The sequence below is a fragment of the Prochlorococcus marinus str. MIT 9302 genome (assembly GCF_000759975.1).
GTDB lineage: Bacteria > Cyanobacteriota > Cyanobacteriia > PCC-6307 > Cyanobiaceae > Prochlorococcus_A > Prochlorococcus_A marinus_M.
The window spans coordinates 1-21,239 of sequence record NZ_JNAM01000007.1; the positions used below are offsets into that span (position 1 = coordinate 1).

The following is a 21,239-nucleotide window of genomic DNA, read 5'->3' on the forward strand; positions in this document are numbered from 1 at the left end:
GTTGTATAACCACTAATCTACAGTAGCTGCTTCCCAAATTGGGTAGAAGTGTAGACCAATAGCGTTAGATGAAGGAACAACTGCACCTGAGATGATGTTGTTTCCATATAGGAATGAACCAGCAACTGGCTCTCTAATTCCGTCGATATCTACTGGAGGTGCTGCGATGAATGCAACGATGAAGCAAGCCGCTGCTGCAAGTAGGCATGGGATCATTAAGACGCCGAACCAACCAACATAAATTCTGTTGTTAGTTGATGTTACCCACTCACAAAACTGTGGCCAGCCTTTTAACAGCGAAGAACGCTGCTGCTGAATAGTTGTCATGAGTTCGTAAAGTATGTCTCTAAAGTGAGACGTTTAAATAAAACGGAAAATATATTCCGCAATAGAATCTTAGACCAAAATCGCTAAAAATGTGTAAATTATTTTTCTGTAAGTAAACTTATTTTTTGAAATATAGATGAATAGAACCTCGATGTCTTAATATTTTCTTTGTTATTGAGGATGTAACTTGGTAATAATTGAATGGCTTCTTAATGGGAAAAGATGGAAAGAAGTTGTTTCCCTAAAAGAGGCTAAGCATAGAAGACTGCAATTAGAGGCTTTTGGAGCTGTTATTTATTGGAGCGAAAGAATTTAGGATTAGAAGTTTTAAAAGTTAGAAAAAAAATAAAAGCTTTAAATATTAATTAAACTTATCTATTAAATAAAAAACACTTATTAGACATCAGCAATTTATTGTTCAAGTTTTTTAATTTAAAGACTTTCAAAATCTTGAATCCATTGATTTGTGGAAGAAATAACTTCCTTGTTTGTGTAACTCATCGCGATTTTTTTTTCTTTATAAGCAACTTCGCCAATAAAAACAGGCCAAATCAATTGATCTCCATCATATTTATGAATAATCCCATGGCTATCTAGAAATAACGGATCTCCTTTTTTAATCATTTTCCAATCTTGATTTATTCTCTCAGGATGAATTAGACCATCAATATCTCCTTTTTCATCTCTTGGATAATCTATACTCCCTTGATGAACGTGAACAACCAATTCCTTTGGTAGTTCAATAAGGTTGTTTTTCAATTTATCTATCTCCTCCCTTAAAGAGCTAATTATTATTAAAAATCTATCTATGATTTTTGGATCATAAAAATTTTGTGCGACAGCTCCTATTTCAATAACTAAACCACATGGCCAAGCTTCTACAAGAAAGCCTGTTTGAGCTTTATCTTTTTCATGTAAGTAGATAGGCAATCCAAATTTATTCTGCAGTAATGCAGCCAAACAAAAATCTTTGGATCTCCTCCCATACATAACAATACTAGTTCCCATATTTGCAGTAGTAGTATGCAAATCAATCGCAATTTGACAGGGTTTAGATCCATTAATTCCAAATTGATCGACTAAAAAATTGGCTCTATTAATTTCATAAAAACTATTCTTGTGTTGATCATAATTTTTACTTTTTTTAAAAGATCTATTTAAATCTGCATCTATATATCTACAGCCTTTTTCATAGGCGATAGGATTACCTATGGTGTACTCATACTCAATAAAATGTTTTAAACTATTCTCCTCTCTATTAAATTGCTTAACAGCCCAAATAGGATTAATTTCATTCCCATGAGTTCCTGAAACTATAAGTATTCTTTGAATAGTCATTTTTCTTTAAAAATAAAATTTATGCAAAATAAATACCTAATTAAGGCCTCCAAAAAATTCTGGTTTTGGTTTTGGACACAATTAATGAATGGTTTCGCACCATCAGATATACAAGGTAATTATAAAAGGCCTACAGGAATAACAATCGATAGTAAATACGATTTTAGTAATGAAAATGGACAAATTTATTTATTGGTAGGGCATTCTTGTCCATGGTGTCAAAGAACTTTACTCGTACACGAAATAAAACATTTATCTAAAAAAGTTACAGTTATTTTTTTAAAAGCAGATGTTGAACATGGCGAATGGATTTTCAATACAAAGATTAATGGATGTATAAGACTTTCTGACCTTTACAAAAAAGCTAATAAAAAAATAATTTTCAGAGCTACATTACCTCTTTTAATTAGATGTGTAAAAGATGACGTAAATATTTTGTCTAATGAAAGTTGGGAAATAATAAGAATACTTAATTCAATAAAAAGTGAATCAAAATCTCAGGAATTAAATATAAAAGACTGTAATAAAAAGTTTTTAGATTTAATTCATAACAGCATTAATGATGGAGTATATAGATGCGGATTCGCCAGAACCCAGTCAGCGTACGAAAAGGCAAGTAAAGATCTTTTCGCAGCTTTAAAAGAGATTGAAGATAGGATGATCCATAATAAAGGGGGTTGGGTATTGGGAGAAGAGTTAACTTATGCAGATATTTACCTTTTTCCAACACTCATAAGATGGGAATTGATATATAGCAAACTTTTTAAATGTACTGAACAAGAACTATCAAATTTCGAGAAAATCATTGAATGGAGATTAAAATTTTTCAGATTATCTAATGTATATAATACTTGCTTCGAAAATGAATGGAAAAAAGATTACTACAAAGCTTTATTCCCTTTAAACCCAAATCAATTAATCCCATTATTACCATCGCTAAAGGAAATAATGAGATTAAAGTCTTAAAAAATACATAAAACAATTATGATAAAAAAATGATGTTGTAATGAACACTTATTTTGTTCATAGATAATGCAATTTCATTAGAAATTAACTATGTTATATATGTCTACTAAAGTACGAAAAGCTTAAAATGAAATCCATTGACGAACACATCGAAAAAGATCAATCGGAAATCGAATCTGCTAAAGCAGAGGGCAATCTTCCAAAGGTCAGACATCTAACTGAAGAACTAAAAGAACTCGAAGAATATAAGGATCATCATCCCGAAGATAAACATGATCCAAATGCTCTGGAATTATTCTGCGATGCCAACCCAGATGAACCAGAATGTCTAGTTTATGATGATTGATTTTTCTCTTTGAAATAGATAATGCATAAAAAAAGGGCTTTAAAGCCCTTTTTTTATTTCTTAAATTCTTATTAGTAATCTCTATTGAAGTCGGATGGACTGCCTGTTAGCGAACATACCACTGACTCCTCATTTTTCATTTCCTTAACTTCAACAATTGGTCTTCCCATTTTCTTCAGAACCTCAATATCTTGAATGGTTTGACATCTGGCTATTATTTTTCCTTGTTGATCAAAGCAACTGTAGAAATTCATATTGTGTTTAAAGAAGTATCTTATTTATGGCTAATTTTCATTATTAAATCAAGTGTATTAATTTGCAAAAAAAATTTTAATTTAATTTAGATTCTATTCCATACTTCAGAAAGTAGTGATGATAAACCTTTTTTTAAAGATGAAGAAATAACTAAAACTTTTTTGTTAGATAAATCTTCTAACTTTTTTGTGATTATTTTCAAATAATCATCATCTACAAGTTCCATTTTATTTAATACTATTATCCTCTCTTTATCTAAAAGGCCTTTCCCATATTTTTTTAATTCCTGCTCAATTATCTCAAAATCATGAATAGGATTTTCTGCAATTGAATCAATTAAATGAACAAGTATCTTTGTTCTTTGAATATGCCTTAAAAAATCATGTCCTAAGCCTACTCCATCAGCTGCGCCTGATATTAATCCAGGTATATCGGCAAAAAGGCATCCATTCCCATCTGCTTTTCTCACTACACCTAAGTTGGGTATTAAGGTTGTGAAAGGATAGTTTGCGATTTTTGGACGGGCAGATGATAAAACGGAAATTAAAGTGCTTTTTCCTGCGTTTGGAAGACCTATAATCCCAACCTCAGCAAGGAGTTTAAGTTCTAATTGCACCTCCCATATCTCACCATCTTTACCTTCAGTGAAAGATTCTGGCGCTCTATTTTGATTACTTAAATAGTAAGCATTACCATGTCCGCCTCTTCCTCCTATTGCAATAGTTAAGCTCTGCTTATCTTTAGTTAAGTCTCCTAAAATAATGCCAGTTTTAATATCCCTTATTTCCGTACCACAAGGAACTTTCAGGATTGTATCTTCGCCAAAAGCACCAGATCTTTTATTAGGACCTCCTTTGAATCCATCTTTAGCAATTATCTCTCTTTGGAATTTAAAATCTAATAATGTTTGAAGATTATTATCTGCTTCCAATATTATTGAACCCCCTCTACCACCATTTCCCCCCGAAGGTCCTCCAGCAGGAACAAATTTTTCTCTTCTAAATGAAACTATTCCATTGCCACCTTTTCCAGCTTTAAGAATAATGGTTGCTTGATCAATAAATTGCACTTAACACACTTTTTTAATGGTTTTCTAAATATTTTAAATTTTATTTTATCCACGCAATACTGCAACCAGCTCCACCTTCATTGTTGGCAGCATCTTCAATCTTATCAACATAGTTTAAACCTTTTAACCATTCTATTAATCCTTTTTTTAATTTTCCAGTTCCAATTCCATGAACAATCCATATCGGGCCATGAAATTTTCTCATTTTCTCCTCAATAATTATTTCGGCTTCATGAACTCTTAGTCCTCTTACGTCAATTGTATTTTTACTCGTTCTAATTTTAGAAAAAGAAAAATCTTCTCTTGAAGATTTAACCTCAATTTTTGACTTCTTGAAATTAGGCTTTTCCCCATTGATACCTTCAAAGTCATTTACAGTTAATGTGCTTCTGAATGAACCACATTTAACTTCGTAAAAACCACCTTTTTTATCTAAATCTATAATTTGTCCCGTACTATTTAGACTTTTAATTTTTATAAAATCACCTATCTTTGGATCCCATGATATTAACTTTTCAACTTTTTTTTGAGTTAAATGTTCTCTCTCAATTTCTTTTAATCTTTTTCCAATAATTCTAGTATCCTCTCCATTAACATTTTGATCTCTTAATTTCTTAATCAAATCTATTACCTCCTTTTTAGCGGATAAAATATGTTTGGATAATTTATACCTTTCAATTTCCTGAATTTTTTCAGCATTTATTTTTTGAAATTCATAATTTTTCTTTAATTCATCATGTAATATTTCAGTTCTAGCAATAAGTTCTGCCGCTTCTTCTGCAGAATTTTGTTGTTTTAATCTCTCTTCCTCCAGTCCCTTAATAATACGGTTAATGTTATCAACTTCTTTTGGCTTTAGATAATTTGCAGCTTCAATTAGAATGCTTTCATCCAGACCTATTCGCTTCGAAATTGACAAAGCATTACTTCTCCCTGGGATGCCCCAGTTGAGTATATATTTTGGCTTCAAAGAATCCTCATCAAAGGCAACTGAAACGTTTTCGAATCTGGAGTCATTGTATTTTAATGCCTTAATATCTCCATAATGCGTAGTCGCTAAAGTGATATCAGATTTATTTGCAAATTCTTTTAACAAAGCAATTGCAAGAGCGCTTCCTTCAAGAGGATCTGTACCAGATCCAATCTCATCTAACAAAACAATTGATAATCCTCTCTTATTTTCAAGTGATTCTAAGATCTGTTTTATCCGAGATATATGCCCACTGAAGGTAGATAAATTTTCTTCTAATGATTGATTATCTCCTATATCGACATATATATTTGGACAAAAAGGGATAATTGCATTGTTAGTTGAGGGGATCAATAATCCTGCTCTAGCCATTAATAACGACAAACCCAAACCTTTCAAAGCCGCTGTTTTCCCTCCAGTATTTGGACCTGTAATAGCTACAACCTTAATATTTCTATTTATGTGAAAATCAACAGCCACTGGTGGAGGAGCTGCTTTTTTCTTATTTTCCCAAATCAATAAAGGATGAGAAAACCCAATTAAGGAAACAATAGGATTTTTTTCAAAAATAGGAGTTTTTCCTCCAATCCATTTCGAATATCTTGAACGTGTCAGAGCATTTTCTAATCTTAATAAAATCGATGCCATTGCAATAAGATTTTCTGAATTATCACTAATAACTTGAGACCATTTCTGAAGTAATTTAAATTCTTCTGCTGTGACCCTAGCCTCTAAAGAAGCAATCTTATTACCTTTAGTTACTACACTATCAGGTTCAAAATATACTGTATTTCCTGAAGATGAAGAATCATGAATTATGCCGTTAAATTTATCTACATAATTAACTTTTATTGCTACAACTGGTCTGCCATATCGATCTCCAATAATAGTATCTTGCAAATAAGCTAAATTATTTTGAATAAATTTATTAACTAATATTTTTCTTTCAAGTTTCTTAGATAATAATTCTTTTCTGAGAATAGATAATTTATCGCTAGCCTTATCAGAAATCCTCCCATTAGATTCGATACCATTTTTTAAAATCGTTTCGATATTATTATGGTCAATTAAATTTTTTGTAAATGATGAAATAAATGGCCTTTGTTCAAAATCTAATAAGATTTTTTTTAAATTTCTTGCCGCATTTATTGTTTTAGCTATTTCTAATAAGTCAGATGATAAAATCACACCTCCCTTTGAACATATTTCAATATTTCTACTAATATCAAAAACGCCAGAAAAACTAATCGATTTATCTAAATTATTTTCTAGCTCAGTTATTTCAACTGTTTCATGCAAAAGTCTTTTAGCAACTTCGTATTCTGATGGGATTTCAAAACTTAAAATTGCTCTTTTACCCATCTCTGTAGAGGCAAATGAGGATAAATGGGTTTTTAATGTATTCCACTCTAAAAGACTTATAGATTCATTTTCTATATTGTTCTCTGAATATGATTTTTTCGATTGACTTTTCTCTTGCATACAAAAAAAAAGAATCAAATATTCGATTGAATCCCTTCAGGGGGAACATAAAGCATCTCGAGCCAATTTCCTTCAGTATCTTTCATGTAAAAAGATGCTGTTCCATCTCTATGTTCATGTAAAGGACCAACTTTTATACCAGATTTTTTTAAATCATTTTGAATATTGACCACTTCCTCTTTATCTTCAAAATGAAAAGCAAAGTGCGGCCCTGCAGCTTTATAGCTCGGGCCTAACAACGCAAGTCCATCTTTACATTTACCAGCTTCCAAATAAGACCAATCTTTATCATCCCAAACCAAATTCATCCCCAATTTAATATAAAAGGATTTGGCCCTTTCGAGATTCTCTACTCTAAGTGCGATGTGACCAATCCTATTTACTCTTTGTGAAAACTTCAAAACAAAGTGATTAATTTAATATTAATCTTAGAATAAACCAAATTTTTGTTAATAATGAGTTTTTAAGTATCCTGCAACCATTGAGAGGCATCACAAGCATGATAAGTGAGTATTAATTTTGCTCCTGCTCTTTTAAAACTAAGTAACGTTTCTAAAACAATATCTTTTTCATTAATCCAGTTCTTCATAGCAGCAGACTTTACCATGGAATACTCCCCACTAACGTTGTATGCAGCTATCGGCTTATTTGAAAAAGTGCTTAGTCTATAAACAATATCCAAATATGAAATTCCTGGTTTTACCATCAAAATATCAGCTCCTTCATACTGATCCAGTGCAGATTCAATTAAAGCCTCTTTTGAATTGGAAGGGTCCATTTGATATGTAGACTTATTATCGGGAATTATTTTCTTACTATTTTCTCTTGGAGCTGAATCTAAAGCAGTTCTAAAAGGACCATAATAAGCAGATGAATATTTTGCTGTATAACTAATAATACCTACATCACTAAATCCTTGACTATCAAGAGCAGTCCTAATTGCTCCAACTCTCCCATCCATCATGTCACTAGGGCCAATAAAATCTGCTCCAGCTCTAGCTTGTGTTAAAGCTTGTTTTTTTAAAATTTCAATTGTTTCATCATTCAATATTTTTCCAGTTTCATCAACTAATCCATCATGTCCATCGCACGAGTATGGGTCTAAGGCAACATCTGTCATTATTGCCATTTCTGGAATCTCTTTTTTTAATATTCGAATAGCTTTAGGAATTAAACCGTCTTCGTTAAAACACTCTGCTCCATCTTCAGTCTTTAAGCTATCGTTTATTTTTGGGAAAAGAACAATACATCTTATTCCCAATTCCCATGCCCTAGTGACCTCCTTTATTAAGCCATTCATATCCCATCTAAAAGTTCCTGGCATTGCCGAAATTTCTTCTTTAAAATCTTTTTCATGAATAAATAATGGATATATAAAGTCCGAAGGAATTAAATGGTTTTCCCTAACCATCTCTCTAATTGCCTCAGTCCTTCTTAATCTTCTTGGACGAATAATCGAATTCATTTGAATATTATTTAAGTTGAAAAATATTTATCTAATACATTAATCGCTTACATCGCATATAAATCAATCAGAGTCTCCTTTTGTTCAGGAAAATTAACTTAATTACTCTGAATAGAGAATGGAAAAAGTTACAAAAATTTTCTTTAGAAACTTAATTTTTTACAAATTTACTACATAAAGAGATAAAATCTTTGAGTTAATGAATTTATTTAAGGAGAGTATCTTTGAAAATAATTAATGGATTTCATCTAAACAATATTAGAGGCGATATTCTTGGAGGAATCACTGCGGCAGTTGTAGCTTTGCCACTTGCTCTTGCTTTTGGTAACGCTGCGTTAGGCCCTGGTGGGGCAATTTATGGACTATATGGGGCAGTTGTAGTTGGTTTTTTAGCAGCTTTATTTGGCGGAACGCCTGCTCAAGTTAGTGGGCCTACCGGTCCTATGAGTGTCACTGTTGCTGGTGTAGTGGCAGGTTTAGCAGCAGTAGGAGTTCCAACAGATCTATCTGCAAAACAAATTTTACCTTTAGTAATGGCAGCAGTGGTAATTGGGGGGGTACTTCAAATATTATTCGGAATTCTAAAACTAGGTAAATACATTACTTTAGTACCATATTCTGTTGTATCAGGATTCATGTCTGGTATTGGAGTCATAATCATTGCACTTCAAATTGGGCCATTACTTGGAATAAGCACAAGAGGAGGGGTAGTCGACTCTTTAACTACTGTTTTTTCAAATTTCCAACCAAATGGTGCTGCAATTGGAGTGGCAATCATGACTTTAGGGATAGTATTTCTAACACCTAGAAAAATAACTCAGTGGGTTCCTTCTCCACTTTTAGCATTATTAATAGTAACTCCAATATCAATGTTTTTTGGCGGAACAATAGACAGAATTGGAGAAATCCCTAGAGGAGTTCCATCTTTAGATTTTCCTAGTTTCAACCAGTATTTTCCTATTATTTTCAAGGCAGGTCTTGTATTAGCCGTACTTGGCGCAATTGATTCTTTACTGACATCCTTAGTCGCAGACAATATTTCTCAAACAAAGCACAATTCTGATAGAGAACTTATTGGACAGGGGATAGGAAATGCTGTGGCAGGTCTTTTTTCAGGCTTACCTGGTGCAGGCGCAACAATGAGAACTGTTATAAATGTAAAATCTGGCGGATCTACTCCTTTATCTGGAATGGTTCACTCAATAGTTTTGTTAATAGTTTTAGTTGGTGCAGGACCATTAGCAGAAAAAATACCTACAGCTCTTTTAGCCGGTATTCTTATCAAGGTTGGATTGGATATTATTGACTGGGGATTCTTGCTCAGGGCTCATAAACTATCTCTAAAAACTTCAGTTGTTATGTATGGAGTACTACTAATGACGGTTTTTTGGGATTTAATATGGGCAGTATTAGTTGGTGTATTTATTGCGAACATGCTCACTATTGATTCAATTACTGAAACTCAACTAGAAGGTATGGAAGAGGATAATCCTTCATTAACAGGTAATAATCAAGGTCAAAATACATTACCCGCGGATGAAAAAGCTCTACTTGATAGATGTTCTGGAGAAGTAATGCTATTTAGACTCAAAGGGCCACTGAGTTTTGGTGCAGCAAAAGGCATCTCTGACAGGATGAATCTTGTAAGAAATTACAAAATTCTGATATTAGACATAACTGATGTCCCAAGACTTGGGGTAACAGCAACCCTTGCTATAGAGGATATGATGCAAGAAGCAAAAAATAACTCTAGAAAAGCATTTGTTGCTGGGGCTAATGAAAAAGTAAAGGAAAGATTAGCTAAGTTTGGAGTTGAAGGCATCATTGAAACTAGAAAAGAAGCGTTAGAAACTGCTCTAAATGAACTCACTTAGTAATTTATGGAAATAAATCCAATTCTGCAAAATGTATTAGCACCCCCAGTTCTTTTCTTTTTGATTGGAGCAATATCAGTACTATTTAAATCTGATTTAGAAATACCAGCTCCATTACCTAAACTCTTTTCCTTATATCTACTATTAGCTATTGGTTTTAAAGGAGGTATAGAGATACAGAAAAGTGGGTTTACTGATCAAGTATTGCCGACCTTAAGTGCTGCAATACTAATGTCACTATTAATCCCGCTAATTGGATTTTTAATTCTAAGATTTAAGTTTGATGTCTTTAATTCAGCAGCAATAGCAGCAGCATACGGTTCAATTAGTGCTGTTACATTTATCTCCGCAGAAAGTTTTTTAGAAAGTCAAAAAATAGCTTTTGATGGGTTTATGGTTGGAGCCTTAGCTTTAATGGAATCTCCTGCAATAATTGTTGGGTTATTACTTGTGAAATTTGCAGCTCCCCAAAATAGACCAAAATCAAGAAAAATGCATCTAAACGCAATATTACATGAATCACTTTTAAATGGATCAGTGTATTTATTGCTTTCAAGCTTAATTGTAGGATTTCTAACTGCTTCTAGTAATCCTTCAGGGATTACAAAAATGGAGCCATTTACTGGACAATTATTCTATGGAGCAGAATGCTTCTTCTTGTTAGATATGGGAATAGTCGCAGCTCAAAGATTGCCGAGACTGAAAAATGCAGGTTCATTTTTAATTGGCTTTGCAATTTTCATGCCTCTATTTAATGCATTAATAGGTGTTTTCGTTGCGAGATTTTTATCTTTAGACCCTGGCAATGCACTTTTATTTGTGGTTTTATGTGCAAGCGCCTCATATTTAGCAGTTCCAGCAGCTATGAGGATGACAGTTCCAGAAGCTAAATCTAGTTATTACATTTCAACAACTCTAGGTCTAACTTTCCCATTCAATATAGTTCTTGGTATTCCAATATATATGAGTTTAGTAAATACCATTATCCCAATTTCTCCTTTATAAAAATGAAAAGATTAGACTTAATATTTAGTGAAAGAGAACTAGATGCAATCATTAAAACATTAGAAAAAGCTAATGTCCCTGGATATACAGTTATGAAACACGCCACAGGCAGGGGACCTGAAAGAGTTGTTACTGAGGATATGGAATTTACAGGGTTAGGATCAAATGCTCATGTAATTGTGTTTTGTGAGCAGGAATTAATAGATAAAATGAGAGATAACATTAGGGATGATTTAAGTTATTACGGAGGAGTCGCTTATATTTCTGAAGCAACCCCCCTCTAATTGAGATAAGTAATATTTAGTTTTTACGAATGAATCCAATCAACTCTTATATTTTTTCTACTATTTAAATATCTATCAATTGACATTGCGGCAATACATCCATCAGAAGCTGCAACAACGGCTTGCTTAAATGGTGTATTTCTTATATCCCCAATAGCCCACACTCCATCAGAGTTTGTAGACATAAAGTCATCCACAATAACTCCTCCGTCTTCTTTTAACGCAATTTGATCCCCTAAAAAATCAGTAATTGGCTTTGAACCACTCATATAGACAAAGACTCCATCTAAATCTAAATTAATAGGATTTTCCTCTTGCTTGTTTTTTACAACAACTCGGTTCACACCCATATCATCACCTAATATTTCCAATAATCTTGTTCTACTCCAATGTTTTATATTTGAATTATCCATCAATTCCATAGCTTCTTCATTATCTGATTTAGGATCACTTGATGTAATCCAATGGACAGTAGAAGCAAACTTAGTAAGAACAGTTGCCTCTTCAATTGCCTCCTTGTTCACTCCAACAACAGCAACTTCTCTATTTTTGTAAAAAGCGCCATCACACGTAGCACAATAACTCACTCCTTTACCAAGAAAATCAGCTTCTCCCTTAAATGATGCAGGCCTACCCATAGCTCCACTTGCAAGAACAAGTGCTTTAGCCTTGAAGGTTCCTTCAGGTGTATAAACCGTTTTCCATTCTCCACTAGTATCTATTCCAAACACTTGTGCTCTTCTATAGTCTGTACCATATTGCACAGCCTGTTCTCTCATTAGAGTAAGTAATTTCTCACCACTTATATCAACAGGAACACCTGGATAATTAGCTATCTGATGAGTTATGGCTAAGGCGCCAACAGATGGATTTTTATCTAAAATTACAGTCTTTAAGTTTGAACGAGATGTATAAAGTGCGCAAGTACAACCTGCCGGACCTCCTCCGATAATAACTACATCTGACTCAATGATTTCCAATTTAATAAAACTCCTTTTAATAGTTAATTAGATGAGTTTTTGGTTAGAAGATATCTTTAATGTTAATTCCTAACCTTTATATAGATATAACTTAAAAGAAAAAAAAGAAAAAAGCATAATATAGAAACAAACTTACATAGGAAAAATAAAAAAAATTTATTGTCAAAATTATCTGTTACGTGAAATGTTCTGTATTGATCTATTATTAAATCATATCGGGTAAATTAATTGCCACAGAAACATTATATTTTTCATGACCAACTCTGATTACCTTTTAAAAGCTGCTATTAAAAAAGTAACCGAAAAATTAAACGAGATAGTGGTTGAAAAAATTGAAGAAGCAACAAATATTGCTCAGGATGCTCCAGAAATCCTGAAAAAAGAATTCGATAGTTTAAAAGAATCCATAATGGAGGAAGCCTCAAGAATGGAAAAAGCAGACAATATTCAAGAAAATGAACCCACCAATACTTATCAAAATTCCAAAATAAAAATAGCTTTAAATGAAATTGAAATTATTAATAAACAAATTGATCTATTTAATAAAAAAATCAATAATCAAATTAAATGAGTTATCACATTCTTTATGATCTTTTAAAAAAATTAAAGAGGGGCTTTCTTATATGGATAACCCTGATTTCGCTTTTAATAATTTTGTGGCTAGATAATCTTAGATTTACAATTTTCCAAACTAAGAGCAATAAAAAAAGTAGAATCCAAATTAAAAGAGCTAAGTGGTTTACTAATCAATTAATTAAGCTTGGTTCAGCATTTATTAAAATTGGACAATTATTATCTGCAAGACCTGATTTAATTCCTAATACCTGGATACAGGAATTATCTAAATTGCAGGATCAAGTTCCTAATTTTTCATTTAAGCAAGTTGAAGAAACTATCCGAGAAGAACTAGGTTCAAAGTTTAATGAAATAGATCAAATAATATGTGATCCGGTTGGATCAGCATCACTAGCTCAGGTTCATAAGGGGGCTTTAAAAGATGGTAAGAAAGTAGTATTTAAAGTTCAAAGACCCAATTTAAAAGAATTATTTATTATTGATTTGGGCATAATGCAGCAAATAGCAGGATTGTTGCAGAAAAATAAAAATTGGAGTCGCGGAAGAAACTGGGTTGCGATTGCTAAAGAATGTAGGAAAGTTCTTATGAAGGAACTTGATTTTAATTGTGAAGCACAATATGCAGCAAGATTTAGACAGCAATTTCTTGATGATAAAAATGTTGAAGTTCCTGAAGTAATTTGGCATATGAGTAGTGAAAAAGTGCTTTGTTTAAGTTATCTAGAAGGAACAAAAATAAGCGATTTAGAAAAATTAAAATCCCAAGAAATTGATTTACCAAGAATTGCAGAAGTAGGTGCCATCAGCTACCTAAAACAATTAGTGAATTATGGTTTTTTTCATGCAGATCCTCATCCAGGGAATCTAGCAGTGTCAAATAAAGGTAAATTAATTTTCTATGATTTTGGAATGATGGGGAACATCTCAAATAACCTTCAAAGCAGATTAGGTGCAATGGTAAAGGCTGCTGCTTTAAGAGACGCCTCATCACTTGTAAGTCAATTACAACAAGCTGGTCTAATTTCAAAAGATATTGATATCGGGCCAGTCAGAAGATTAGTTAGATTGATGCTTAAAGAAGCCTTAACTCCACCATTTAGTCCAAATATTATTGAAAAATTATCTGGAGATTTATACGAACTTGTTTATGAAACACCATTTCAACTGCCTGTGGATTTAATCTTTGTAATGAGAGCTTTATCAACTTTTGAAGGGGTTGGTAGAATGCTTGATCCAGGGTTTAACCTTGTATCAGTTACAAAGCCTTATTTAATAGAACTTATGACTTCTAATAATCAAACTCCTAACGATTTAATTAACCAATTTGGAAGACAAGTAGGTGAACTAGGATCCAAAGCTGTAGGAATACCCAAAAGAATAGATGAAAGTTTAGAAAGATTAGAGCAGGGCGATTTACAGTTACAAATAAGGATGGGAGAGTCTGATAGACAATTCAAAAAAATGTTTACTGCTCAAAAAACATTAGGCCATTCAATTCTTATAGGAAGCCTATCAATTGCATCTGCTTTACTTGTAACTAATAAACAAAATAATTTTGCTTTATTACCATTATTTTTTGCACTCCCAATAAGTATTGATTGGATAAAATGCCAATTAAGTATGAGTAGAGGCTCACGTTTAGAAAAACTTAAACGTTAGAAAAAATTATATATTTTTGGGACCTAAACCTAAAGCGCCAGCAAATCTTGCTTGATTTCCCAATTCCTCTTCAATTTTTAAGAGCCTATTATATTTTGCAATCCTCTCACTTCTACTTAACGAGCCGGTCTTGATTTGACCAGATCTTGTAGCGACAGATAAATCAGCAATTGTTGTATCTTCTGTCTCACCACTTCTATGACTTATAACACTTGTGAAACCAGAGGTTTTAGCTAATTCAATAGCTTCCAAAGTTTCAGTTAATGTTCCAATTTGATTAACCTTTATAAGAATTGAATTAGCAGATTTTTCCATAATCCCTTTCCTTAACCTTTCTGTATTAGTAACGAATAAATCATCACCTACAAGCTGAACTTTATTTCCTAATTCTTTATTTAATTCTGACCAACCCTCCCAATCATCCTCTGCTAAACCGTCCTCTATTGAAACTATTGGATAATTAGAAACTAATCTTGAAAGATATGAAATCATTTCAGAACTATTTAAACTTTTCCCTTCATATTTATAAATACCATCACTATAAAATTCAGTACTGGCAGCATCTAAAGCTAGAGACACCTGCTCACCAGGCGTAAATCCGGCTTTTTGAATTGCTTCTAATAATAAGTCCCCTGCTTCTTCGCTCGATGACAAATTAGGGGCAAATCCACCCTCATCGCCTACAGCAGTAGATAGACCTTTTTGATCAAGTAATGATTTTAATGAGTGGAAAATTTCAGTACCCATTCTTAATGATTCACTGAAATTATTAACTCCATGTGGGACAAGCATGAATTCCTGAAAATCAAGACTATTTGGTGCATGTGCACCACCATTTATTACATTCATCAATGGAACTGGAAGAAGATTGGATAATGGATCTCCAAGATACCTATATAGGGGAATGTCTAAAGCATTTGCTGATGCTCTGGCAGTTGCAAGACTTACAGCAAGTATTGAATTTGCTCCAAGATTTGACTTATTAGGAGTTCCATCAATTTGAATCATTAAGTCATCTACTGCAGTTTGATCTAAAGCTGACAAACCACATAAAGCTGGGGATATCGTTTCATGAATTTTATTAACAGCATTTAAAACACCTTTCCCCATATATTTTGAACCACCATCCCTTAATTCATGTGCCTCATGAGCACCAGTGCTGGCTCCGCTGGGAACAATTGCTGTACCACTTGCTCCACATTCCAAAAATACTTCTGCCTCTACAGTAGGATTACCTCTTGAATCAAGGACTTGCCTTGCTTCAATAGTATCAATAAGAAAATCAATAGTTTCTTTCACAATTTAATTATTACTATTTAAATCCTATTAATAGCTGAACTATTTGGCTAATATCTGAAATATATATGTAAACCAAATATAATATTTATTTCAGAACAACTTAGATTAAAATTAAGAATTTTTTTAATTCCAAAGACCGCATAACCCCTTTAATAAACATAATTTTAAATTTCATCTTACAATTTAAAAATTATTGGATGATTATTAATGCAGAACCTATTTAGAATATTAATTAATAATCAACTATAGTTTTTATAGTTTATGAGAGAAACTCTTACATCCAGTCCTGAACTTTTTAGCGATATAAGTTGGAATCTTCTTCTATTAGGGGAAGAAACCGCAAAAAAATGGGATCATAGCGAATTTAATATAGAACACATAATTCATACATTGTTCTCATCAAGTGAATTCTTTGCTTTCATTGAAAAATTATCAATCGACCAAGATACAGTTTTAGATATAACAGAAGATTTTTTAGAAGAGACACCGACAAATGAGTCAGATATTTTTACTATCGGAGAAGATTTAGAAATTTTATTAGATAACGCAAATCAGATTAAAATTCAATGGGGATCGAGATTAATAGAAATTCCGCATTTACTAATTGCTCTTGGAAGAGATTTAAGAATTGGTAATTATGTTTTTGAAGAAGGCAATCTTTCAATGGAAAAATTAGAGGAAGAATTAAAGTTTTTCCCGAATATTAATCAATCAAAAGATTCTTATGATTATAAGAACGAAATTGAGATAAATAATCAATCTAATTTTGAATCAAACAAAAAGACTTTAGTTAAAGAAGAAAAATTTGAAAAAGCTATTGTTCCATTACCCAAAAGTGAAATTCAAATTGAAACCAAAAAACAAGTTGGAAAAGATGAAAATGCTCTTTCAATTTATGGAAAAGATTTAACAGAATCAGCTAAAAAAGGCTTACTGGATCCGGTTTTAGGACGAGAAAATGAGATCAATAATTTAATGAGGGTACTCTGCAGAAGAAACAAAAATAATCCTATACTTATCGGCAATCCTGGAGTTGGTAAAACCTCAATTGCAAAATTACTTGCGCAATTAATTGTAGACAAAAAAGTTCCTGATTCTTTAAAAGACTTAAAAATTATTTCACTTGACTTAGGTGCTTTAGTTTCTGGGACAAAATTTAGAGGCCAACTAGAGGAACGACTAAGCTTAATAATGCAGGAACTAAATAATCCAAGCCAAGGAATGATTCTATTTATTGATGAAATTCACTCAATATTAAGTTCTGACAGATCTTCTACCGACATTAGTAATATCTTAAAACCGTTACTAGCTGAAGGAGAACTTAGATGTATCGGTACAACAACACCTGAGAAATTTCGTGAAACTATTGAAAAAGATCAGGCATTGAATAATTGCTTTCAAAAGATAGTTGTTAATGAACCTTCAGTAGAATTAAGCGCAAAAATACTGCAAGGTATCAAAAAGAAATATGAATCACATCATGGCATAAAAATTTCTGAAGAGGCTGTAAACTATTCTGCAAAATTGGCCGACAGATACATCAGCGATAAATGTCTTCCTGATAAAGCAATAGATTTAATTGATGAAGCAGCTGCACAGTTAAAAATCGAGTCTAATAATAAGCCTCAAATAATTCTCCAACAAGAAAACAAACTTCATACTATTGATGAAAAACTGAATAATTTGCAAGGAGAAAATATCGAAGCTCAAGAAAAACTATTGAATATGAGAAACCAATCAGAGGCAAAATTGAACCTTCTTTTGGACAATTGGAACAATTTGCGTGAAGAAATGGAGCAATTATCTATTTTGATGAAAGAAGAAGATAAGCTAACCAAACAAATTAAAGATAAATCAAATCGCGAAATTGAAAACGATCTGGATTATTTAGAAAAGCTCGAAGAAGATTTAAGTGAAATAGAAAATGACATACAAAAAGTTGAAGAGAATTTTAATAAAATAAAGAAAAATAGAAATTTCCCTTTTAAATATCAAGTTGAACCTGATGATATTGCTGATGTTATCTCAAAAATCACAGGTATTCCGATTTCTAAAGTAGTTTCAAATGAACGTAAGAAATTAGTCAATCTAGAAAGAGAACTAAGTGAAAAAGTTATTGGACAAGAAAAAGCTATAGAATCTGTTTCTGCTGCAATCAGAAGAGCTCGCGTTGGCATGAAAAGCCCTAAAAGACCTATTGGATCTTTTTTATTTATGGGTCCTACAGGTGTTGGCAAAACAGAATTAGCAAAATCTCTTGCATCAGCTTTATTTGATGAAGAAGACGCACTTTTAAGATTAGACATGAGTGAATATATGGAGAAAAATGCCGTAGCAAGACTTTTGGGAGCTCCTCCTGGTTATGTTGGTTATGAAGAGGGAGGTCAATTAACTGAAGCTGTAAGACGTAAACCCTATTCAGTAATACTTCTTGATGAGATAGAAAAAGCACATACAGAAGTATTTAATATCCTTTTACAAGTCTTAGATGAAGGAAGATTAACAGACTCTCAAGGAAGGACTGTAGATTTCAAAAATACCGTCATCATTATGACAAGTAACCTAGCTGGTAAATCTATACTGGAGTATTCACAAAAGATTTCTAAAAGTGAGGGAAAGTTAGAAAAAGATCAACAAACTCTAGATGATTCTATTAGTAATACATTGTCTTCAATTTTTAGACCTGAATTTTTGAATAGAATTGACGAATTAGTAAAGTTTGATCCATTATCTATTGATGAACTTCAAAAAATAATACTTTTGCAAACAGAAGATTTAAAAAACCTGCTACTTGAACAGAAAATAAATATTACTATAGACAAAAAAGTTATCAATAAAATTGCAAATGATTCCTACGAACCTGAATATGGTGCTAGGCCACTTAACAGGGAACTTAGAAGACAAATAGAAAATCCCTTAGCTGCAAAACTTTTAGAGGATAACTTTAGAAACAAAAAAAATATCACAATTAAACTTAACCCAGCTAAAAAAGATGAGATCGTTTTCAAACCTAGCTGAGGAGTAAATCAATAAGCTAAAATAAAAATTAAAGCATAAAGCTTAATTTCAAAAACATTTTGTGACAAGTCCTACTACTAATAAAGAACCTCTAAAAAAGGATTCTCCTGATATTGAAGAGCCTAAAAAAAAGAATAATTTTTTTAGATCTACCTACGATGAGCTTAAACTTGTCGTGTGGCCAAACAAACAACAACTTTTTAGCGAATCAGTAGCGGTTATAATTATGGTATCCTTTTCTGCAGCAGCAATTGCATCTGTCAGCAGATTCTATGGATGGGCAGCCTCGCAAATTTTTGGTTGAATTATCCCTGAATATCCATTTATAAAGATTTTAATTAAGCTTCCAGAAAAAAATGAGTAATGAATTAACTACAAGCCTTGCTTCTTCAAAAGCAAATACAAGCATCGCAAGATGGTATGCAGTTCAAGTAGCATCAAGCTGTGAGAAAAAAGTAAAAGCGACTCTTGAGCAGAGATCAGTAACTTTAGGTGTTAATAATCGAATCATTGAAATTGAAATTCCCCAAACTCCTGGAATTAAATTAAAAAAAGATGGAAGCAGACAAACTACTAAAGAAAAAGTTTTCCCAGGTTATGTACTCGTAAGAATGATTTTGGATGAAGATACAATGATGGCTGTAAAAAGTACTCCAAATGTAATTAACTTTGTCGGTGCTGAAGACGGTAGAAGCAGCGGAAGATCGCGAGGTCATATCAAACCTCGACCATTATCCAGACAAGAAGTTAATAGAATCTTTAAGCGCGCATCAGAGAAAAAAGCTGTAATCAAGTTAGATATTGAAGAAAAAGATAGAATTATAGTAACTAGTGGTCCATTCAAAGATTTCCAGGGAGAAGTTATAGAAGTTTCCGGGGAAAGAAATAAATTAAAAGCATTACTCTCAATATTTGGGCGCGAGACTCCTGTAGAATTAGAATTCTCACAAATCAATAAACAAAATTAATTTCTAATTGTTCTTGTTTATCGAGTAAAATTATGATTTTCTACTTCAGCTTAAATTTTCAAATCTAATGGCAAAAAAAATTGTTGCAGTTATCAAGCTTGCTCTACAAGCAGGCAAAGCAAATCCTGCTCCTCCTGTAGGACCAGCTTTAGGACAACATGGTGTCAATATCATGGCATTTTGTAAAGAATACAACGCAAGGACACAAGATAAAGCAGGTTTTGTAATTCCAGTAGAGATTTCTGTTTTTGAAGATAGAAGCTTTACTTTTATCACAAAAACACCTCCTGCTTCTGTCTTAATAACAAAAGCAGCTGGTATAGAGAAAGGATCAGGTGAATCAGCAAAAGGCTCTGTTGGGAATATAAGTAAAGCTCAATTAGAAGAAATAGCCAAAACTAAGCTTCCTGATCTAAACTGTTCTAGTGTTGAATCAGCAATGAAAGTAATTGAGGGTACTGCTCGTAATATGGGCGTCTCTATCACTGATTGAGTTCAAGACAAAATTGCTCACTATTTAGGGGAGGTTAGTTAATAACCGTTTGCACCCAATATAATTATGAAAAAACTATCCAAAAGAATGGCGGCTCTATCAACAAAGATAGAAGATCGCATTTACGCACCACTTGAAGCTCTTAGTATTATCAAGGAAAATGCTAATGCAAAATTTGATGAAACTATTGAAGCACATATACGTTTAGGTATTGATCCAAAATATACTGATCAACAATTAAGGACAACTGTTGCATTACCACATGGTACTGGCCAAAGCATCAAAATTGCAGTAATTACAAGCGGTGAGAATGTATCGAAAGCTAAGGCTGCTGGTGCAGATTTATTTGGCGAAGAAGATCTTGTGGAAAGCATCAACAAAGGAAATATGGACTTCGATCTACTTATTGCAACTCCAGATATGATGCCAAAGGTTGCAAAATTAGGAAGAGTTTTAGGACCTAGAGGTTTAATGCCTAATCCTAAAGCTGGGACAGTAACTAATGATATTGCTAATGCAATAAAAGAATTCAAAGCTGGTAAGCTCGAATTTAGAGCAGATAAGGCGGGTATCGTTCATGTCCGCTTTGGAAAAGCAAGTTTCACAAAAGAAGCTCTATTTGACAACTTAAAAACCTTACAAGAATCAATTGATAAAAATAAACCAAGTGGAGCTAAGGGAAAGTATTGGAAAACTTTTTATGTAACTTCAACTATGGGGCCTTCAGTTCAATTAGACATAAATGCTGTACAAGATTACCAACCTGAAGGTTAACCCTTTGTAGTATAATTTAAATTGCAATAATACGGCCAAAGAAAGTAGGTTTATTTAGTTATTCTAAATTTTTAATTCCTACCGAGGACTC

General features: G+C 32.7%; 21 protein-coding genes and 1 pseudogene. 13 read left to right on the top strand and 9 right to left on the bottom strand.

All coding sequences use genetic code 11. The features are described from left to right. Nucleotides 1–15: 15 nt before the first annotated feature. Nucleotides 16–327: pseudogene (locus tag EU96_RS05315) on the bottom strand (photosystem II q(b) protein); the annotation flags it as partial. Between the two features lie 187 nt (nt 328–514). Between EU96_RS05315 and EU96_RS10630 the strand changes: the two are divergent. Beyond that, entirely contained in the window at nt 515–643 is a 129-nt protein-coding gene (locus tag EU96_RS10630) for a hypothetical protein (RefSeq protein WP_275040760.1), read from the top strand. Nucleotides 644–759: 116 nt separating this feature from the next. On the opposite strand, the gene EU96_RS05310 is transcribed toward EU96_RS10630, so the two are convergent. After that, nucleotides 760–1,665, bottom strand: a complete 906-nt coding sequence (locus tag EU96_RS05310) for an aspartoacylase (RefSeq protein ID WP_032526480.1) — start codon at nt 1,663–1,665, stop codon at nt 760–762. A gap of 21 nt (nt 1,666–1,686) precedes the next feature. Here EU96_RS05310 and EU96_RS05305 point away from each other — a divergent pair, with 21 nt between their 5' ends. Both EU96_RS05305 and EU96_RS05300 read left to right on the top strand, forming a co-directional pair. Then, the gene (locus EU96_RS05305; RefSeq protein WP_032526570.1) at nt 1,687–2,631 is read left to right on the top strand and encodes a glutathione S-transferase family protein; all 945 of its coding nucleotides are present in this window, start codon (nt 1,687–1,689) and stop codon (nt 2,629–2,631) included. A 127-nt stretch (nt 2,632–2,758) separates the two neighbouring features. Then, on the top strand, nt 2,759–2,977 hold the full coding sequence (locus EU96_RS05300) for a CP12 domain-containing protein (RefSeq protein ID WP_032526481.1): 219 nt from the start codon (nt 2,759–2,761) through the stop codon (nt 2,975–2,977). A 71-nt stretch (nt 2,978–3,048) separates the two neighbouring features. Here EU96_RS05300 and EU96_RS05295 read toward each other — a convergent pair whose 3' ends face one another. The 5 genes from EU96_RS05295 to hemB all read right to left on the bottom strand — a co-directional run bounded on the left by EU96_RS05295 (nt 3,049) and on the right by hemB (nt 8,218). Continuing rightward, a complete protein-coding gene (locus EU96_RS05295; protein ID WP_011375787.1) occupies nt 3,049–3,231 on the bottom strand; it encodes a hypothetical protein in 183 nt (60 codons plus the stop codon). Nucleotides 3,232–3,317: 86 nt separating this feature from the next. Further along, the gene (cgtA, locus tag EU96_RS05290) at nt 3,318–4,301 is read right to left on the bottom strand and encodes an Obg family GTPase CgtA (RefSeq protein ID WP_032526482.1); all 984 of its coding nucleotides are present in this window, start codon (nt 4,299–4,301) and stop codon (nt 3,318–3,320) included. Between the two features lie 40 nt (nt 4,302–4,341). Then, nucleotides 4,342–6,753 carry an endonuclease MutS2 gene (locus tag EU96_RS05285; protein WP_032526571.1) on the bottom strand — a complete coding sequence of 804 codons (2,412 nt, stop codon included), beginning with the start codon at nt 6,751–6,753 and terminating at the stop codon, nt 4,342–4,344. A 14-nt stretch (nt 6,754–6,767) separates the two neighbouring features. Next, nucleotides 6,768–7,154: a VOC family protein gene (locus EU96_RS0109100; RefSeq protein ID WP_032526483.1), complete on the bottom strand. Its 387-nt coding sequence runs from the start codon at nt 7,152–7,154 to the stop codon at nt 6,768–6,770. 62 nt (nt 7,155–7,216) lie between these two features. Further along, nucleotides 7,217–8,218, bottom strand: coding sequence for a porphobilinogen synthase (gene hemB / locus EU96_RS05280; protein ID WP_032526484.1), 1,002 nt, complete (start codon nt 8,216–8,218; stop codon nt 7,217–7,219). Between the two features lie 224 nt (nt 8,219–8,442). On the opposite strand from hemB, the gene EU96_RS05275 reads away from it, so the two are divergent. The 3 genes from EU96_RS05275 to EU96_RS05265 are packed head-to-tail and all read left to right on the top strand — an operon-like array spanning nt 8,443 to nt 11,381. After that, on the top strand, nt 8,443–10,092 hold the full coding sequence (locus EU96_RS05275) for a SulP family inorganic anion transporter (protein WP_032526485.1): 1,650 nt from the start codon (nt 8,443–8,445) through the stop codon (nt 10,090–10,092). A 6-nt stretch (nt 10,093–10,098) separates the two neighbouring features. Beyond that, nucleotides 10,099–11,097, top strand: coding sequence for a sodium-dependent bicarbonate transport family permease (locus EU96_RS05270; RefSeq protein WP_032526486.1), 999 nt, complete (start codon nt 10,099–10,101; stop codon nt 11,095–11,097). Nucleotides 11,098–11,099: 2 nt separating this feature from the next. Then, nucleotides 11,100–11,381 carry a P-II family nitrogen regulator gene (locus EU96_RS05265; RefSeq protein ID WP_025906060.1) on the top strand — a complete coding sequence of 94 codons (282 nt, stop codon included), beginning with the start codon at nt 11,100–11,102 and terminating at the stop codon, nt 11,379–11,381. 23 nt (nt 11,382–11,404) lie between these two features. On the opposite strand, the gene EU96_RS05260 is transcribed toward EU96_RS05265, so the two are convergent. Beyond that, nucleotides 11,405–12,361: an NAD(P)/FAD-dependent oxidoreductase gene (locus EU96_RS05260; RefSeq protein ID WP_032526488.1), complete on the bottom strand. Its 957-nt coding sequence runs from the start codon at nt 12,359–12,361 to the stop codon at nt 11,405–11,407. A 253-nt stretch (nt 12,362–12,614) separates the two neighbouring features. Between EU96_RS05260 and EU96_RS05255 the strand changes: the two genes are divergently transcribed. Both EU96_RS05255 and EU96_RS05250 read left to right on the top strand, forming a co-directional pair. Then, nucleotides 12,615–12,932 carry a hypothetical protein gene (locus EU96_RS05255; RefSeq protein WP_032526489.1) on the top strand — a complete coding sequence of 106 codons (318 nt, stop codon included), beginning with the start codon at nt 12,615–12,617 and terminating at the stop codon, nt 12,930–12,932. Continuing rightward, nucleotides 12,929–14,596 carry an ABC1 kinase family protein gene (locus EU96_RS05250; RefSeq protein WP_032526490.1) on the top strand — a complete coding sequence of 556 codons (1,668 nt, stop codon included), beginning with the start codon at nt 12,929–12,931 and terminating at the stop codon, nt 14,594–14,596. Before EU96_RS05255 ends, EU96_RS05250 begins: the two co-directional genes overlap by 4 nt. 6 nt (nt 14,597–14,602) lie before the next feature. On the opposite strand, the gene eno is transcribed toward EU96_RS05250, so the two are convergent. Further along, a complete protein-coding gene (eno, locus tag EU96_RS05245) occupies nt 14,603–15,895 on the bottom strand; it encodes a phosphopyruvate hydratase (protein WP_032526491.1) in 1,293 nt (430 codons plus the stop codon). Nucleotides 15,896–16,156: 261 nt separating this feature from the next. On the opposite strand from eno, the gene EU96_RS05240 reads away from it, so the two are divergent. The 5 genes from EU96_RS05240 (at nt 16,157) to rplA (ending at nt 21,148) form a co-directional block, all read left to right on the top strand. After that, nucleotides 16,157–18,913, top strand: coding sequence for an ATP-dependent Clp protease ATP-binding subunit (locus EU96_RS05240; RefSeq protein ID WP_032526492.1), 2,757 nt, complete (start codon nt 16,157–16,159; stop codon nt 18,911–18,913). A 61-nt stretch (nt 18,914–18,974) separates the two neighbouring features. Beyond that, nucleotides 18,975–19,217 carry a preprotein translocase subunit SecE gene (gene secE, locus EU96_RS05235; protein WP_032526493.1) on the top strand — a complete coding sequence of 81 codons (243 nt, stop codon included), beginning with the start codon at nt 18,975–18,977 and terminating at the stop codon, nt 19,215–19,217. A 52-nt stretch (nt 19,218–19,269) separates the two neighbouring features. Further along, nucleotides 19,270–19,881, top strand: a complete 612-nt coding sequence (nusG, locus tag EU96_RS05230; RefSeq protein ID WP_032526495.1) for a transcription termination/antitermination protein NusG — start codon at nt 19,270–19,272, stop codon at nt 19,879–19,881. Between the two features lie 67 nt (nt 19,882–19,948). After that, entirely contained in the window at nt 19,949–20,374 is a 426-nt protein-coding gene (rplK, locus tag EU96_RS05225; RefSeq protein WP_002805232.1) for a 50S ribosomal protein L11, read from the top strand. A 66-nt stretch (nt 20,375–20,440) separates the two neighbouring features. After that, nucleotides 20,441–21,148: a 50S ribosomal protein L1 gene (gene rplA / locus EU96_RS05220; RefSeq protein WP_032526496.1), complete on the top strand. Its 708-nt coding sequence runs from the start codon at nt 20,441–20,443 to the stop codon at nt 21,146–21,148. Nucleotides 21,149–21,239: the final 91 nt, after the last annotated feature.